Origin of the sequence: Micromonospora zhanjiangensis (genome assembly GCF_042650605.1) — a bacterium.
GTDB lineage: Bacteria > Actinomycetota > Actinomycetes > Mycobacteriales > Micromonosporaceae > Micromonospora_J > Micromonospora_J zhanjiangensis.
In genome coordinates this window covers 59,193-74,902 of sequence record NZ_JBHSBN010000007.1, presented here as the reverse complement: position 1 = coordinate 74,902, position 15,710 = coordinate 59,193, and the positions used below count along the sequence as shown (strand labels likewise).

Sequence of the window (15,710 nt, the reverse complement as noted above, 5' to 3'; positions counted from 1 at the left end):
TTTCCCTCCGGGGTACGGCTCCCGCAAGATAGGTGTGTTCTGTCCCAGCCCCTCCGATTTCCCGGGTGGCTTCTCCTGTGACTCAGACCCCGACGTGGAACGGCGGACCAGCCAATCCCGCCAGCGGACGCACGGCAGCCGGCAGCACCATCGGTGGCCGATACACCCTCCGCGCCGCCGTCGGCCACGGCGGTATGGGCACCGTCTGGCGCGCCGCGGACACCCTGCTGCGCCGCGAGGTCGCGGTCAAGGAGGTCGTCCTGCCGCCCGGCCTCGCGCCGACCGACCGTGACGCGATGTACGAACGCACCCTGCGCGAGGCCCGCGCCGCCGCCGCCCTGCAGCACCCCGCCGTGGTCCAGGTCTACGACGTGGTCACCGAGGGCGGCCGGCCGTGGATCGTGATGGAACTGCTCGACGCGCGCAGCCTGGCCGACATGGTGATCGAGGACGGCCCGCTCCCGCAGCGCCAGGTGGCCAAGATCGGCATCGCCCTGCTCGGCGCGCTGGAGGTGGCCCACGCGATCGGCGTGCTGCACCGCGACGTCAAGCCGGCGAACGTGCTGATCTCCTCCGACGGGCGCTGCGTGCTGACCGACTTCGGGGTCGCCCGGATGCCCACCGATGTGCAGCTCACCACGCCCGGCATGGTGCTCGGCTCGCCGCACTTCATCTCGCCGGAGCGGGCCATGGGGCAGGACTTCGGCCCGCCCAGCGACCTGTTCTCGCTCGGCGTGACGCTCTACACCGCGGTGGAGGGCCGCCCGCCGTTCGACCGGGGCGACCCGATCGAGACGATGCACGCCGTTGTCGAGGACCCGCCCGCCCCGCCGACCCGCTCCGGACCGCTGACCCAGGTGCTGTTCGGTCTGCTGGAGAAGGACCCGGCCCGCCGGTTGACGGTGGAGACCTCGCGCAACATGATCCGCGAACTGTTGGCCGGCCCGCTGGCCAGCAAGGCGCCGGCGTTCCAGATGACCGACCCGTACGCCGTGCTGTCGAACCAGGTGACCGCCGCCGCGCCGCCGCCCGCCGCCGGCACGCCGAGCGGGCAGATCGGCGGTCGGGCGATGCTGGGCCCGGGCGAGTCGCTCACCGACCGGCTGTCCGCCCTGCGGCGCGGCAAGAAGCCGGCCGCCGCCGGACCGGACGCCGCGGTCTCCGCGCCGACCGGTGCGCTGCCCAGCGGGGCGGCACCCACCGGCATGATGCCGACCCAGCCGCAGCAGCCGCCCTGGGACCGGACCGTCGCCGGCCAGCCGGGCTGGGCGGGCGGCGAGCAGCCGACGCAACCCGTACCACCCGGTCAGTCCTGGGCAGGGTCCGGGCCGGCGCGGGGTGAGCAACCCACCCAGCCGGTGCCGCCCGGACAGCCCTGGGCGACGACCGCTCCGGGTCAGGGCAACCAACCGGCCTGGGCCGCCGGGCCGGCCCAGGGCAGCCCGAAGCCCTGGGCCGCCGGACTGAGCCGGGGCAACCAGGCGGCCCCGGTCGGCGGGCAGCAACCACCCTGGGCGGCCGGGCCGCCCGGTGGGCAGCAACCACCCTGGGGCGCCGCCGGAGCGGCACCGGCCGGACCGTGGCAGCCGCCGGCCGGCGGCGACCGGACGGGCGGCGTGGCGGGCACGCTCAAGCAGCGGGGCGACGCGCTGGTCGGCACGATCCGCAACTGGCCCCGGAAGGTGCAGCTGGCCGCCGCGGGCGGACTGGTCGTGGTGCTGGTGGTCGGCCTGGTCCTCGCGTTCAGCGGCGGTGAGGATCCGCAGGGGCAGACGCCGCAGGCCGGACCGCCGGCCAGCACCGGCCCGGTCGCGCCGGCCACCCAGCCGCACACCGAACGCGGCGTCAAGGTCAACATTCCGCAGGGGTGGAAGCGGTCGGCCGGCGGCTCGTACGTCGACTACACCGACCCGCAGGACGACGGCCGCCGGGTCCGGATCCTGGTGGAGAACTCCAGCGCCGAACCGGTGAAGTTCATGCAGAGCGCGGCGAGCCGGCTGAAGAAGAACACCAGCTCGTGCGCCAAGCCGTACGCCGAGGTCGGGCTGCGCGAGGTCGAGGTGGCCGGCAAGCCCGCCGCCGAGCTGGAGTACACCTGCGGCGACGGTGACGGCAAGCGGCACGGCGTGTGGCGGGTGGTGATCGAGGGCGGCAAGGCGTACTCGTTCTACCTCACCGTCACCGACGAGCGGTTCGCCGAGAGCAAGGTGATCTTCGACGAGATGGCCCGTTCGTTCCAACTCACCTCGGCCTGACCGCGGGGGCGACGCGACCCGGCGCTGCTCCGCCGTGCTATCAACGACGGCATGGCGGACGCTGACGAGAACGAGCACCTGCGGGCCCGGGCCCAGGCCTGGCTGGACGACGACCCCGATCCGGCCGGCCGGGAGGAGCTGCGGACGCTGCTCGCCGGGCTGCCGGCGACCCGGGCCGAGCTGGCCGACCGGTTCGCCGGGTCGCTGACCTTCGGCACCGCCGGCCTGCGCGGCCCGCTGCGGGCCGGTCCGAACGGGATGAACCTCGCCGTCGTCACCCGGGCCGCGGCGGGCCTGGTCACCTGGCTCGCCGCCCGCGGCGCGGCCGGTCCGCTGGTGATCGGGTACGACGCCCGGCACGGTTCGAGGCAGTTCGCCGAACGGACCGCCCAGGTGGCCACCGGCGTCGGCCGGGCCGCCCTGCTGCTGCCCCGGCCGCTGCCCACCCCCGTGCTCGCCTACGCGGTACGGGCCCTGGGAGCGGCCGCCGGGGTGATGGTCACCGCCAGCCACAACCCGCCCCAGGACAACGGCTACAAGGTCTACCTCGGCGCGGAACTGGGCGGTTCGCACGGCGCCGGTGCGCAGATCGTCCCGCCCGCCGACGTCGAGATCGAGGCGGCCATCCGGGCGGTGGACCGGCTGTCCGAGGTGCCGCTCGGGCCGGCCGGGCAGGTGCTGGACGGCGACCTCGCCGCGTCGTACGTGGACCGCGCCGCCGAGGTGGTGGACCCGGCCGGATCACGCGACCTGACCGTGGCGTACACGCCGCTGCACGGGGTGGGCGGGCCGGTGCTGACCGCGGCGTTCTCCCGGGCCGGTTTCCCGGTGCCGGGCGTGGTGCCCGACCAGGCCACCCCCGACCCGGACTTCCCGACCGTGGCGTTCCCCAACCCGGAGGAGCCGGGCGCCACCGACAAGCTGATCGAGCTGGCCCGGACCGTCGGCGCCGACATCGCGATCGCCAACGACCCGGACGCCGACCGGTGCGCGGTGGCCGTACCGGAGGCCGGCGGGCGGTGGCGGATGCTGCGCGGCGACGAGGTGGGCATCCTGCTCGCGGATCACCTGATGCGCCGCGGCGTCGCCGGCCTGTACGCCACCACCATCGTCTCCTCGTCGTTGCTGCGGGCCCTGTGCGCCGCCCGCGGCCTGCCCTACGACGAGACGCTCACCGGTTTCAAGTGGATTGTCCGGGCCGGCGCGGACAGCGGGCACCCGCTGGTCTTCGGCTACGAGGAGGCGCTCGGCTACTGCGTCGCGCCGGAGCACGTCCGGGACAAGGACGGCATCACGGCCGCGCTGCTGGTGGCCGAGCTGGCGGCCGGGCTGAAGACCGAGGGCCGGACGCTGACCGACCGGCTGGACGAACTCGCGGCCGAGTTCGGCGTGCACCGCACCGACCAGCTCTCGGTGCGGGTCGACGACCTGCGGGAGATCGAGTCGGCGATGAGCCGGATCCGGGCGAAGACGCCCACGGCGCTGCTCGACGAGCCGGTCACCTCGGTCGAGGACCTGCTGCCGGCGGCCGACGTGGTCGTCCTGCGTACCGGGAGCGCGCGGGTGGTGATCCGGCCGTCCGGCACCGAGCCCAAGCTCAAGGCGTACCTGGAGGTGGTGGAACCGGTGGTCGACGGTGACGTGGCCGCGGCCCGGGAGCGCGCGAGCGCCACGGTACGGGCGCTGCGCACCGAGACGGCGGCGGCCCTCGGCATCTGGTGATCCCCGGGCCGGTCAGGCGCGGGTGCCGAGGGCGGCCTCGATGGCCCGGGTCAGGGCGGCGATCACCAGCGCCACCGACGGGCGGACCGTGGAGTCCTCCAGGCTGACCCCGCCGGCGAAACCGGCGGTGCCGGCGATCTCGTCGAGTCGACGGTCGGCGCCCTGGGCCGCCTCGGCGGACAGGCCCAGCCTCGGCTCCATCCGGATCGCCGCGACCAGGGCGGCCAGCGCGGCCGTCCGCTCGTCCGGCTGGCGCTCGCCGGCCAACGCGGCGGCCAGCCGCTGCCGCACCTCGGTCTCCACCGTCGGGTCGAGCACCGGATAGCGGTGGACGTGCACGAAGCCGCCCATCGCCGTCTCGTTGATTTCCTGGGTGACCCCCCGCCCGCACAGGTCGGCCAGGATCCGGTCGCGCAACCCGTGCCGGAGCCGCTGTACCCAGGAGGCCGGGGTGTGCGGGGTGTCCGCCGCCATCCGGGCCAGCACCTCGTCGGCGATGGGTTCGCCGGTGGGGGTCGGATCGGTGACCACGATCGAACCGTCGTCGAAGGCGACCCGGCCGACCAGGGCCAGGTCGACCAGGACCGCGGCCGCCATGCCGAGGTCGAGCCCGATCCGTGATCCGGTCGCCTTGCCCGACTTCTCGTCGTAGGCGAGCAGCAGCAGCTCTTCGGCGAGCGCAACAGCAGTCATGGCCCGGAACGGTAGCCGCTCCGCGCATCCCGCGCATGCGTCCCGGCCCGGGGCCACCGGAACGACGCCCTGACCTGGCCGTCCCGCTGCCCTACCGGATGAGCCGCACCGGCCCCGGCGGCCGGCGGAACACCGGGTGCGTGCCTCGCCGCCGACCGGCGGACGGGCCGTAGGCTGGTCCGGATGCGGGCCGTTGTCGCGACACTGGGTTACGTCCTCTCCGCCGACCGGCGTCAGGTGCTGATGCTGCGCCGGGACAAGCGGGTCGACGACATCCACCACGGCTACTACAACGGGCTGGGCGGCAAGCTCGAACCCGGCGAGGACGTGGTGGCCGGGATGCGCCGGGAGATCCGCGAGGAGTCCGGGCTGACCTGCGAGGCGGTGGAGTTCGCCGGCACCGTCTCCTGGCCGGGCTTCGGCCGGGACGGCGAGAACTGGTTCGGCTTCCTGTTCCGGATCCCGCGCTGGTCCGGCCGGGTGAGCCCGGACTGCGCCGAGGGCACCCTGATCTGGACCGACCTGGCCGACGTCCTGGCCGGTCGGGTGCCGATGTGGCCGAGCGACCGGCACTTCCTGCCGCTGGTCTTCGCCGACCCGCCGCGGGTGTTCCACGGCGTGCTGCCGTTCGTCGACGGCGTCGCCGTCGACTGGCACTACAGCCTCACCGACTGACCGCCGGCCGCGCTCGGCCGCCGTCCCGCCAGCGGGCGGGGTGGGTCAGAAGCGGGGCATGCCGCCGAACTGGCGGTCCCCGGCGTCGCCGAGGCCGGGGACGATGAACATCCGGTCGTTGAGGCGCTCGTCGATCGAGGCGGTCACCACCCGCAGCGGCAGGCCCGCGCCGGCCAGCCGGTCGATGCCGGCCGGTGCGGCGAGCACGCAGAGCACGGTGATGTCGGTGCAGCCGCGCTCGGCGAGCAGTTGGCAGCAGTGCAGCAACGAGCCGCCGGTGGCCACCATCGGGTCGAGCACCAGCACCGGGATGCCGGCCAACTCGGCCGGCAGCGACTCCATGTACGCCCGCGGCTCGAAGGTGTGCTCGTCCCGGGCCAGCCCCACGAAGCCCATCGACGACTCGGGCAGCAGGCCCAGTGCCGCGTCGGCCATCCCGAGCCCGGCCCGGAGCACCGGCACCAGCAGCGGCGGGTTGGCCAGCCGGGTGCCCTCGGTGGGGGCGACCGGCGTCTGGAGCGGGTAACGCTCCACGGGGAAGGACCGAGCCGCCTCGTACACCAGCATGGTGGTGAGCTCGTGCAGCGCCGCGCGGAACGCGGCCGAGTCGGTACGGGCGTCGCGCATCGCGGTCAGGCGCGACTGGGCGAGCGGATGGTCAACCACGTGTACGTCCACGAACGCTCAACCTACCGGTCGGCCGGCCCGCCGGAAGGCCCGGAGAGTGGCTCGTCACCATCCCGGCGTGATCAAGATCACTGCCTGCCTGCGGTGCGTAGACTTGCCGGCATGACGGCGACAACGACGTCGGCGGGCTCCGACCTGTCCGACCTGGCCCGCAGCGACGCCTCGCTCCGGGCCTTTCTGCACGGCCTGCCCGGCGTGGACCAGGTCGGCGCGGAACAACGGGCGGCGATGCTCGGCACCCGCTCGATCAAGACCTCGGCCAAGGCGTGGGCGATCGATCTGGCGATCCGGATGGTCGACCTGACCACGCTGGAGGGTGCGGACACCCCCGGCAAGGTCCGGGCGCTGTCCGCCAAGGCGCTGCGTCCCGACCCGGCCGACGGCAGTTGCCCGCCGGTCGCGGCGGTCTGCGTCTACCCGTCCATGGTCCCGGTGGCCGCGAGCGTTCTGGCCGGGAGTGCAGTCCACCTGGCCAGCGTGGCGACCGCCTTCCCGAGCGGCCAGGCGCCGCTGGCCGTCAAGATCGCCGACACCGAGGCGGCGGTGGCCGCCGGTGCCGACGAGATCGACATGGTGATCAACCGCGGCGCCTTCCTGGCCGGCCGCTACCGCGAGGTCTACGACGAGATCGTCGCCGTCAAGGAAGCATGTGAGGACGCCCATCTCAAGGTGATCCTGGAGACCGGCGAGTTGGCCACCTACGACAACGTCCGGCGGGCCTCCTGGCTGGCCATGCTGGCCGGCGGCGACTTCATCAAGACCTCGACCGGCAAGGTCCCGGTGGCCGCCACGCTGCCGGTGACCCTGGTGATGCTGGAGGCGGTGCGCGACTTCCGGGACACCACCGGACGCCAGGTCGGGGTCAAGCCGGCCGGTGGCATCAAGACCACCAAGGACGCGATGAAGTACCTGGTCACCGTCAACGAGACGGCCGGCGAGGACTGGCTGGACCCGGACTGGTTCCGGTTCGGCGCCTCCTCGCTCCTGAACGACCTGCTGATGCAACGCACCAAGCTGACGACCGGCGTCTACTCCGGTCCCGACTACTTCACCCTGGACTGATCACATGGCCGCCTTCGAGTACGCCCCCGCGCCCGAGTCGCGCGCCGTCGTCGACCTGAAACCGTCGTACGGCCTCTTCGTCGACGGCGAGTTCGTCGACCCGTCGGACGGCGGCGTCATCAAGTCGATCAACCCCGCCTCGGAGGAGGTGCTGGCCGAGGTCGCCGAGGCCGGCCCGCAGGACGTCGACCGGGCGGTCCGGGCCGCCCGCACGGCGTACGAGAAGGTGTGGGGTCCGATGCCGGGCCGGGACCGGGCCAAGTACCTCTACCGGATCGCCCGGATCATCCAGGAGCGCGGCCGGGAGTTGGCCGTGCTGGAGTCGCTGGACAACGGCAAGCCGATCCGGGAGTCCCGGGACGTCGACGTCCCGTTGGTCGCGGCGCACTTCTTCTACTACGCGGGCTGGGCGGACAAGCTCGGGCATGCCGGGTTCGGCTCGGATCCGCAGCCGCTCGGGGTGGCCGGCCAGGTCATCCCGTGGAACTTCCCGCTGCTGATGCTGGCCTGGAAGATCGCCCCGGCGCTGGCCGCCGGCAACACCGTGGTGCTCAAGCCGGCCGAGACCACCCCGCTGACCGCGCTGCTGTTCGCCGAGATCTGCCAGCAGGCCGACCTGCCGGCCGGCGTGGTCAACATCGTCACCGGTGCCGGTGACACCGGCCGGGCGTTGGTCGAGCACGACGGCGTCGACAAGGTCGCCTTCACCGGTTCCACCGACGTCGGCCGGGCCATCGCCCGCTCGGTGGCCGGCACCCGCAAGAAGGTCACCCTGGAACTCGGCGGCAAGGCCGCCAACGTCGTCTTCGACGACGCGCCGATCGACCAGGCCGTCGAGGGCATCGTCAACGGCATCTTCTTCAACCAGGGCCACGTCTGCTGCGCCGGCTCCCGGCTGCTGGTCCAGGAGTCGGTGTACGACACCGTGCTGGACTCGCTCAAGCGGCGGATGGCCCGGCTGCGGGTGGGCGACCCGCTGGACAAGAACACCGACATCGGTGCGATCAACTCGGCCGCCCAGCTGGACCGGATCCGGACCCTGTCGGACATCGGCTCGGCCGAGGGCGCCGAGCGCTGGTCGCCCCCGTGCGACCTGCCGGACCGGGGCTTCTGGTTCGCGCCGACGATCTTCACCGGGGTCACCCAGGCGCACCGGATCGCCCGCGAGGAGATCTTCGGCCCGGTGCTGTCCGTGCTGACCTTCCGGACCCCGGCCGAGGCCGTGGAGAAGGCCAACAACACGCCGTACGGGCTGTCCGCCGGGATCTGGACCGAGAAGGGTTCCCGGATCCTCTGGATGGCCGATCGGCTGCGCGCCGGGGTGGTCTGGGCCAACACGTTCAACAAGTTCGACCCGACCTCGCCGTTCGGCGGTTACAAGGAGTCGGGCTACGGCCGCGAGGGCGGCCGGCACGGGCTGGAGGCGTACCTCAATGTCCAATGATTCGGGCCTGCCGGGCCGCGTCGCGGTGCGCAAGACGTACAAGCTCTTCATCGGCGGGAAGTTCCCGCGCAGCGAGTCGGGACGGTCGTATCTCGTGCAGTCCGCCAACAGTTCGGAGCCGGCCAACGTGGCGCTGGCCTCCCGCAAGGATGTCCGGGACGCGGTACTGGCCGCCCGGGCCGCGGTCAAGGGCTGGGCCGGCGCGACGGCGTACAACCGGGGTCAGATCCTCTACCGGGTGGCCGAGATGTTGGAGGGCCGCCGGGACCAGTTCATCGGGTTGGGCCTGCCGGCCGCCGAGGTGGACGCCGCGATCGACCGCTGGGTCTGGTACGCCGGCTGGTCCGACAAGCTCGCCCAGGTGCACGGCGGGGCGAACCCGGTGGCCGGGCCGTACTTCAACCTGTCCGCGCCGGAACCCACCGGCGTGGTGGGGATCGTCGCCCCGGCCGAGCCGGGCCTGCTCGGGCTGGTCAGCGTGATCGCCCCGGCCATCGTCACCGGCAACACCGTGGTGGTGTTGGCCGCCGAGACCGGTGCGCTGCCGGCGGTCACCCTGGCCGAGGTGCTGGCCACCTCGGACCTGCCGGGTGGGGTGGTCAACCTGTTGACCGGCCGGCCCGCCGAGACCGCGCCCTGGCTGGCCGCACACATGGACGTCAACGCGCTGGACCTGACCGGCGTCGCCGACCCGCAGCTCGCCACCGACCTGGAACGGGCGGCGGCGGACAACCTCAAGCGGGTGCTGCGGCCGACGGCCACGGACTGGACCGCCGACCCGGGGATCGGCCGGATGACCGCGTTCCTGGAGACCAAGACGGTCTGGCACCCCAAGGGGGTGTGAGCGGCTGAGCGACGACGGCCCGGCTTCCCCACGCGGGGAGGACCGGGCCGTCTCGCGTCTCAGGACCGAGCAGCAGTTGAATTGACTTTGCATGCACAATGCTGTCACCATGCAGTTATGACGGTGGCGCTCACGATCCGCGACGTGCGGGAGGACGTCAGGGATCTCCTGGCCCGCCAGGCACGCGAACGCGGCCAGTCATTGCAGGCATTCCTGCTGTCGGTGATAAACCGCCAGGCGGACTTCGGCCGGAACAGGCAGATCCTCGCCGAGATCAGCCAGGAACTCGACGACGATGGCGGCGCCGACCAGGATGCCCCGGACGCGGCGGAACTCATCGCCCGCGCTCGGGCCGAACGCGGGCTGCCCGACCGGACATCATCCGCCCGGCCCGGCCGGGATGTCGCATGATCGTCGTCGATGCCTCGGTCATCGCGAGCACGCTGGTGTATACCGACGACCGTGGCCGCAAGGCCCGCGCGGTGATGGGGCGGGATCCCGAGTGGGCCGCGCCCGAACACTGGAAGGTCGAGGTCTTCTCCGCCCTCCGAGGGCTCGCCCTGGGCGGAAAGATCACTGACGAACAGGCATCCCGGGCAGTCGGACGCCTCACCCGCCTGGGCGTGGACACCGTCCCGGTCGACGATCTTCTACCCCGCATGTGGCAACTGAGGGCGGGCATCAGCGCGTACGACGCCGCCTACGTCGCCCTGGCGGAGCGCCGCGGCCTCACCCTCGTGACCGCTGACGCCAGGCTCGCCCGGACCACGACCGCGTACTGCCGGGTGGAACTCGTCGCCTAGGGCAAGGCGAGACGGCGTTGACGGGCGCCGCTACTACAGGCGGTAGCATTGGTGGCGTGACTCGGTTGGGTGAGCTTGAGCGCGCGGTGATGGATGTGCTGTGGGACCGCGACGGCGGGACCGCCGGGGTCAGCGTGCGCGAGGTCGCCGAGGCACTGAAGGAACGCGATCTCGCCTACACGACGGTGATGACGGTGCTGGACCGGCTGGCCGGCAAGGGCATGGTCGAGCGGGAACGCACCGGTCGGGCCTGGAGCTACCGGCCGGCGGCCAGCCGGGAGGCGCACATCGCCCAGCTGATGCTGGACGCGCTCGACCTGGCCGACGCGCCGTCCGGCGGGTCGGGCCGGGACGCGGCGCTGGTCCGGTTCGCCCGGTCGGTGACCGGGACCGAGGCGGAGATCCTGCGCGCCGCGCTGACCGACGAGGCCCCGGGCCGGCGGGACTGACCCGTGGCCTCCGCCCTGCACTTCGCCGGGACCGTCCTGGCCGCCTTCCTCACCGCCGTGGTGTTGCGGCGGTCCACCTGGACCTGGCGCAGTCCGCGGGGCGCGATCCTGTGCTGGCAGGCGCTCGGGTTGACCCTCGGGCTCTCCGAGATCGGGCTGCTGATCTCCCTCGGCCTCGGGTCGTACCGGACGGGGCCGGGCCGGGCGATGGTCTCGCTGGTGGCCGACCTGGCCGGGCCGGGACTGCCGCCCGGGGTGGGTCTCGCGCAACTCTGCCTGGTCGGCGCGGGCCTCGGAATCGGCGCGGTGCTGCTCGGCTCGACGGTGCGCAGCACGCTCAGCACCGTACGGGCCCAACGCCGGCACCGTGACCTGCTCAGCCTGGTGGCCCGGGACGACCCCGCGGCGCCCGGCGCGCTGGTCCTGGACCACCCCGGCGCGGCCGCGTACTGCCTGCCCGGGGTGCGGCCCCGGGTGGTGGTCAGCGCCGGCACGCTCAGCCTGCTGGACCGGGCGCAGCTCGCCGCGGTGCTCAGCCACGAGCGGGCGCACGCCGACGAGCGGCACGACCTGGTCCTGTTGCCGTTCACCGCGCTGTGCCGGCTGTTGCCCCGGCTGCGCTGGCTGCGCTCGACCCACGAGACCGTCGCCCTGCTGGTGGAGATGCGGGCCGACGACAAGGCCCGCCGGTTGCACGGCGACGAGCAGTTGGCCACGGCGTTGGCCCGGTTCGCCACCGCCGGCTCGCGGGTCTCGCCGGCCGGCACGCTCGGCATCGCCGACGGCCAGCTGCACGCCCGGCTGCACCGGCTGCTGGTCCCGGCCCGGCCACCCCGGGTACGCATCGCCGCCGCGCTCGCGGTGACGGCCGTCCTGGCGGCGACGCCGATCTACCTCTTCCTGAGCTGACCCACGGGTCGACCCCGGCGCCGGTCATCTACTACGTCCTGTCGTAACATGGATTACGACAGGACGTAGTAATTATACGTAGGCGGCCTACGTGTAGGCTGACTATGACATGACAGTCAACGCTTGAAGGGCCGGCCGATGGATCCCCTCCTCGTCGCGCGGTTGCAGTTCGCCACCACCACCTCGATCCATTTTCTGTTCGTCCTGGTCACCCTCGGTCTGATCACGCTGCTGGTCGGCCTGCAGACCGCCTGGACGATCACCCGCAAGCCGGTCTACCAACGGCTGACCCGGTTCTGGGGCTCGCTCTACCTGATCAACTACGCGCTGGGGATCGCGACCGGCATCCTGATGGAGTTCCAGTTCGGGCTGAACTGGAGCGGCCTGTCGCGGTACGTCGGCAACGTCTTCGGCGCCCCGCTGGCGATGGAGACCCTCGTCGCGTTCTTCCTCGAATCCACCCTGCTCGGCATGTGGATCTTCGGTTGGCACCGGCTCCGGCCGGTCGCGCACCTGGCCCTGCTGTACGGGGTCGCGCTCACCGCGTACGCGTCGGCGTTCTGGGTGCTCGTCGCGAACGCCTGGTTGCAGCACCCGGTGGGCTACGAGCTGCGCGACGGCGTCGCCCACCTGACCGACTTCTCGGCGCTGCTGGTGAATCCCACCTTCGGGATGGCGTTCGCGCACGTGGTCTCCGCCGCGGTGACCACCGGCGGGATGCTGATGGCCGCGGTCAGCGCCTGGCACCTGATCCGGCGTACCCGGGACCACCTGCTGTTCCGCACCTCGCTGCGGCTCGGCCTGGTCACCGCCGCGGTGGGGATCGTGTGCGTGATCGGCTTCGGGTTCGCCCAGTTCGGCGCGATCGGCCAGGCCCAGCCGACCAAGTTCGACACCAGCACCCCGGGGGCGACGGCGCAGATCGCCGACTGGACCGCCCGGTTCGGACCGGGCGACTACACCCCGCCCGTCCTGGCCAACGTGGGGCTCGGCTTCATGATCCTGATCGGGATGGCCCTGTTCCTCGGGGTCCTGCTGCTGCCGCTGCTGTACCGCGACTGGATCATCCGGCTGCGCGTCCCGCTCTACCTGGTCCTGTTCGCCCTGCCGCTGCCGTTCGTGGCGGCGACGCTGGGCTGGGTCGCCCGCGAGGTGGGCCGCCAGCCCTGGGCGGTGTACGGCCTGCTGAGGGTCGCCGACGCGGTCACCCCGACCAGCCCCGGCGTGCTGCTCACCTCGCTGATCGGCTTCCTCCTGCTGCTCGGCACCCTGGCCGTGACCAACTGGGTGCTGATCGCCCGGCACGCCGGCCGCGGTGCCGACAACCCCGCCCTGGGCCGGCCGCCGGAGCCGCCCGACCACCGGCCCGCCGGCCGGCCCGAACCCCTCGTCGTCGGATAGGTGCCCCATGGACATCGCCTGGTACGCCCTGCTCGGTCTCTTCACCGTCGCCTACCTGGTGCTCGGCGGCTACGACTACGGCGTCGGCCTGTTGCTGGCCACCACCGGCCGGCCCGAGCAGCGGCGGCTCGCGCTGACCGCGGTCGGGCCGTTCTTCCTGGGCAACGAGGTCTGGCTGGTGGCGGCGGTCGGCATCCTGTTCGGCGCCTTCCCGAGGCTGGAGGGTGAACTGCTCGCCGCGCTCTACCCGGCCGTCGCGGTGGCCGTCGCCGGGGTGATCCTGGTGACCGCGGCGGTGCAGTCGCGCAGCCGACCCGCCGGCGAGCGGGCCCGGGCGCGGTGGGACCGGACCATCGTCGTCGGCAGCGGCCTCGCCGCGTTCGGCTGGGGCGCCGTGCTGGCCGGGCTGCTGCAGGGCGTACCGCTGCGGGCCGACGGGCACGTCACCGGCGTCGGGCCCGTGCTCAGCCCGTTCGTGGCGGCCGGCGGGTTGGCCCTGGTCGCCCTGCTGGCGGTGCACGGCGCCGCGTTCCTGGGGTTGCGCCTGCCGAACGGGCCGGCCGAACGGGCCGGCCGGATCGGCCGTCGGCTGGTACCGGTCGCCCTCGCCGCGGTCGGCCTGGCCGCCGTCCTGGGCCTGCTCTCCGACCGGGTACGGCACGCCGTCCGGCAACCGGTCCCGGCCGTACTGCTGGTGGCGCTGCTCGGCGCGGCGCTGCTCGGCGCCGGGTGGGCGTTCGCCCGGCGGCGGCCGGGGATCGCCTTCGCCGCCACCAGCCTCGCGGTGGCGCTGCCGGTGCTGCTGGTCGCGGCGGGCACCTGGCCGTACGCGTTGGTCTCCGCCGTCGACCCGGCCGCGAGCCTGACCGTCGCCGACGCGGCCGCCGGCGAACCGACCCTGCGCCTGCTGAGCTGGCTCATGCTGCCGCTGCTGCCCGTGCTGCTCGGTGCCCAGCTGGCGTGCTGGTGGCTGTTCCGGGGCCGGGTCGGCCCGCAGGCGCCGGTGTACTGGTGAACCGCCGGCCGTTCGACCCACGGCTGCTGCGCCGGGTCCCCCGGACCCGGGGCCAGTTGGCCGCGCTCGTCGCGCTCGGGACCGCCACCGCAGCCCTGGTGGTGGCCCAGGCGACCACCCTCGCCACCGTCCTCGCCGCGGCGGCCGGCGGCCGGCTGGACCGGGCCGCGCTGGCCGGGTTCGTGGCCAGCGTGGCCGGCCGGGCGGTGCTGGTCTGGGGCCAGGGTGCGCTCTCGGCCCGGATGGCGGCCACCGTCAAGACCGCCCTGCGCGCCGACCTGCTCGGCGCGGTCGGTCGGAGCCACGACCAGGCGTCCGGTGGCCCGGACCGGCCAGCGGGTCAGCTGGCCGGACGCCGGGCCGGCGAGATCGCCACGCTGGCCGGACGCGGGCTGGACGCCCTCGACGCGTACTTCACCGGGTATCTCCCGCAGCTCGTGCTCAGCGTGACGGTCCCGGTGGCCGTGCTCGCCCGGCTGGTGTCCACCGACTGGAGTTCCGCGCTGATCGTCGCGCTGACCCTGCCGCTGATCCCCGTGTTCGGGGCCCTGGTCGGCTGGCAGGCACAGGCCGCCACCGACCGCCAGTGGCGCCGGCTGGTCCTGCTCGGCGGGCACTTCCTGGACATGGTGACCGGGCTGCCGACCCTGCGCGCCTTCGGCCGGGCCCGGGCGCAGGTCGACGTGGTCCGCCGGATGGCCGACCGGCACCGGACCGCCACCATGGGGACGCTGCGGATCGCGTTCCTGTCCGCGCTGGTGCTGGAGCTGGTGGCGACCCTGTCGGTCGCCCTGGTCGCGGTGCCGGTGGGGCTGCGCCTGCTCGGCGGCGGGATCGCCCTGCCGACCGCCCTGCTGGTGCTGCTGCTCACGCCGGAGGCGTACCTGCCGCTGCGGGCGGCCGGCAGCCGGTTCCACGCCAGCATGGAGGGCCTCACCGCGCTGGACGAGGCCCTCGCGTACGGCGCCCCGGCCGGGGACGGCGGGCCGGGCAGCCCACCCGCCGGTCGCGGCGGCGCAGAGCGCGGCACCCCGGTCGAGGGCCGGTCGGGCGGGGTGGTCCCGGTGCCGCCGGCCGAGATCCGGTTCGAGTCGGTGACCGTCGAGTACGACCGGACCACCGCCCTGCGGGACGTGTCGCTCACCATCCGGCCCGGCGAGCGGATCGCGGTCGTCGGGCCGAGCGGCGCCGGCAAGAGCACGCTGCTCGCCCTGCTGCTCGGCTTCGTCCGGCCGACCAGCGGCCGGGTCACCGTCGCCGGGGTCGACCTGGCCGACCTCGACCTGGCCGCCTGGCGCCGGCAACTGGCCTGGGTCCCGCAGCGGGCCCACCTGTTCGCCGCGTCGCTGACCGACAACATCCGCCTCGGACAGGACGACGCGGCGGCGGACCGTACCGTCCGGGCGGCGAGGGTGGACCGTGCGGTCCGGGCGGCGGCGTTGGACGACGTGGTGGCGGCGTTGCCGGAAGGTCTCGACACGCTGCTCGGTGAGCGGGGCCACGGCCTGTCCAGCGGCCAGCGGCAGCGGGTGGCGCTGGCCCGCGCCTTCCTCCGGGACGCCCCGGTCGTCCTGCTGGACGAGCCCACCGCGCGGCTCGACGGCGACTCCGAGTCGGCCGTGCTGGACGCCACCCGGCGGCTGGTCGCCGGACGTACGGCCGTGCTGGTGGCACACCGGCCGGCACTGCTCGCGGTGGCCGACCGGGTGCTGCGGGTCGAGGACGGCCGGGTCACCGACCTCGGCGCCGCC

The 15,710-nt window shown here is 73.7% G+C and carries 14 protein-coding genes and 1 pseudogene; 13 read left to right on the top strand and 2 right to left on the bottom strand.

What is annotated here, in order from left to right; translation table 11 throughout:
- Positions 1-77: 77 nt before the first annotated feature.
- Both ACFOX0_RS12600 and ACFOX0_RS12595 read left to right on the top strand, forming a co-directional pair.
- The gene (locus ACFOX0_RS12600; protein WP_377545444.1) at positions 78-2,255 is read left to right on the top strand and encodes a serine/threonine-protein kinase; all 2,178 of its coding nucleotides are present in this window, start codon (positions 78-80) and stop codon (positions 2,253-2,255) included.
- 51 nt (positions 2,256-2,306) lie between these two features.
- The gene (locus tag ACFOX0_RS12595; protein WP_377545003.1) at positions 2,307-3,977 is read left to right on the top strand and encodes a phospho-sugar mutase; all 1,671 of its coding nucleotides are present in this window, start codon (positions 2,307-2,309) and stop codon (positions 3,975-3,977) included.
- Positions 3,978-3,989: 12 nt separating this feature from the next.
- Here the strand turns inward: ACFOX0_RS12595 and ACFOX0_RS12590 are convergent, their stop codons facing one another.
- On the bottom strand, positions 3,990-4,670 hold the full coding sequence (locus tag ACFOX0_RS12590) for a GOLPH3/VPS74 family protein (RefSeq protein WP_377545001.1): 681 nt from the start codon (positions 4,668-4,670) through the stop codon (positions 3,990-3,992).
- A 183-nt stretch (positions 4,671-4,853) separates the two neighbouring features.
- On the opposite strand from ACFOX0_RS12590, the gene ACFOX0_RS12585 reads away from it, so the two are divergent.
- Entirely contained in the window at positions 4,854-5,345 is a 492-nt protein-coding gene (locus ACFOX0_RS12585; RefSeq protein WP_377544999.1) for an NUDIX hydrolase, read from the top strand.
- A 45-nt stretch (positions 5,346-5,390) separates the two neighbouring features.
- On the opposite strand, the gene upp is transcribed toward ACFOX0_RS12585, so the two are convergent.
- Positions 5,391-6,023: a uracil phosphoribosyltransferase gene (gene upp, locus ACFOX0_RS12580; protein ID WP_377544998.1), complete on the bottom strand. Its 633-nt coding sequence runs from the start codon at positions 6,021-6,023 to the stop codon at positions 5,391-5,393.
- Between the two features lie 111 nt (positions 6,024-6,134).
- Here upp and deoC point away from each other — a divergent pair, with 111 nt between their 5' ends.
- From deoC to cydD, 10 genes and pseudogenes are all read left to right on the top strand, one after another.
- A complete protein-coding gene (gene deoC / locus ACFOX0_RS12575; RefSeq protein WP_377544996.1) occupies positions 6,135-7,094 on the top strand; it encodes a deoxyribose-phosphate aldolase in 960 nt (319 codons plus the stop codon).
- Positions 7,095-7,098: 4 nt separating this feature from the next.
- A complete protein-coding gene (locus tag ACFOX0_RS12570; RefSeq protein ID WP_377544994.1) occupies positions 7,099-8,538 on the top strand; it encodes an aldehyde dehydrogenase family protein in 1,440 nt (479 codons plus the stop codon).
- A gap of 7 nt (positions 8,539-8,545) precedes the next feature.
- Positions 8,546-9,382, top strand: coding sequence for an aldehyde dehydrogenase family protein (locus ACFOX0_RS12565; RefSeq protein ID WP_377545442.1), 837 nt, complete (start codon positions 8,546-8,548; stop codon positions 9,380-9,382).
- A 117-nt stretch (positions 9,383-9,499) separates the two neighbouring features.
- Complete coding sequence (locus ACFOX0_RS12560; protein ID WP_377544992.1) at positions 9,500-9,793, top strand: hypothetical protein; 294 nt, start codon at positions 9,500-9,502, stop codon at positions 9,791-9,793.
- Entirely contained in the window at positions 9,790-10,185 is a 396-nt protein-coding gene (locus ACFOX0_RS12555) for a type II toxin-antitoxin system VapC family toxin (RefSeq protein WP_377544990.1), read from the top strand. The genes ACFOX0_RS12560 and ACFOX0_RS12555 overlap by 4 nt, the downstream gene beginning before the upstream one ends.
- Before the next feature lie 56 nt (positions 10,186-10,241).
- A complete protein-coding gene (locus tag ACFOX0_RS12550; protein WP_377544989.1) occupies positions 10,242-10,634 on the top strand; it encodes a BlaI/MecI/CopY family transcriptional regulator in 393 nt (130 codons plus the stop codon).
- A 3-nt stretch (positions 10,635-10,637) separates the two neighbouring features.
- Positions 10,638-11,543 (top strand): M56 family metallopeptidase, encoded by a 906-nt coding sequence (locus ACFOX0_RS12545; protein WP_377544988.1) that lies wholly within the window; start codon positions 10,638-10,640, stop codon positions 11,541-11,543.
- 138 nt (positions 11,544-11,681) lie between these two features.
- A complete protein-coding gene (locus ACFOX0_RS12540; RefSeq protein ID WP_377544987.1) occupies positions 11,682-12,944 on the top strand; it encodes a cytochrome ubiquinol oxidase subunit I in 1,263 nt (420 codons plus the stop codon).
- 7 nt (positions 12,945-12,951) lie between these two features.
- Entirely contained in the window at positions 12,952-13,959 is a 1,008-nt protein-coding gene (locus ACFOX0_RS12535) for a cytochrome d ubiquinol oxidase subunit II (protein WP_377544986.1), read from the top strand.
- Positions 13,956-15,701 (top strand): annotated as a pseudogene (gene cydD / locus ACFOX0_RS12530) (thiol reductant ABC exporter subunit CydD); the annotation flags it as partial. The gene ACFOX0_RS12535 and the pseudogene cydD, both read left to right, overlap by 4 nt.
- Between the last annotated feature and the right edge of the window lie 9 nt (positions 15,702-15,710).

Excerpts from the sequence above, each read along its gene's own strand:
- ACFOX0_RS12595 (WP_377545003.1), top strand. The coding sequence starts at position 2,307 with ATGGCGGACGCTGACGAGAACGAGCACCTGCGGGCCCGGGCCCAGGCC.
- ACFOX0_RS12590 (WP_377545001.1), bottom strand. The coding sequence starts at position 4,670 with ATGACTGCTGTTGCGCTCGCCGAAGAGCTGCTGCTGCTCGCCTACGAC.
- ACFOX0_RS12585 (WP_377544999.1), top strand. The coding sequence starts at position 4,854 with ATGCGGGCCGTTGTCGCGACACTGGGTTACGTCCTCTCCGCCGACCGG.
- deoC (WP_377544996.1), top strand. The coding sequence starts at position 6,135 with ATGACGGCGACAACGACGTCGGCGGGCTCCGACCTGTCCGACCTGGCC.
- ACFOX0_RS12570 (WP_377544994.1), top strand. The coding sequence starts at position 7,099 with ATGGCCGCCTTCGAGTACGCCCCCGCGCCCGAGTCGCGCGCCGTCGTC.
- ACFOX0_RS12560 (WP_377544992.1), top strand. The coding sequence starts at position 9,500 with ATGACGGTGGCGCTCACGATCCGCGACGTGCGGGAGGACGTCAGGGAT.
- ACFOX0_RS12555 (WP_377544990.1), top strand. The coding sequence starts at position 9,790 with ATGATCGTCGTCGATGCCTCGGTCATCGCGAGCACGCTGGTGTATACC.
- ACFOX0_RS12540 (WP_377544987.1), top strand. The coding sequence starts at position 11,682 with ATGGATCCCCTCCTCGTCGCGCGGTTGCAGTTCGCCACCACCACCTCG.
- ACFOX0_RS12535 (WP_377544986.1), top strand. The coding sequence starts at position 12,952 with ATGGACATCGCCTGGTACGCCCTGCTCGGTCTCTTCACCGTCGCCTAC.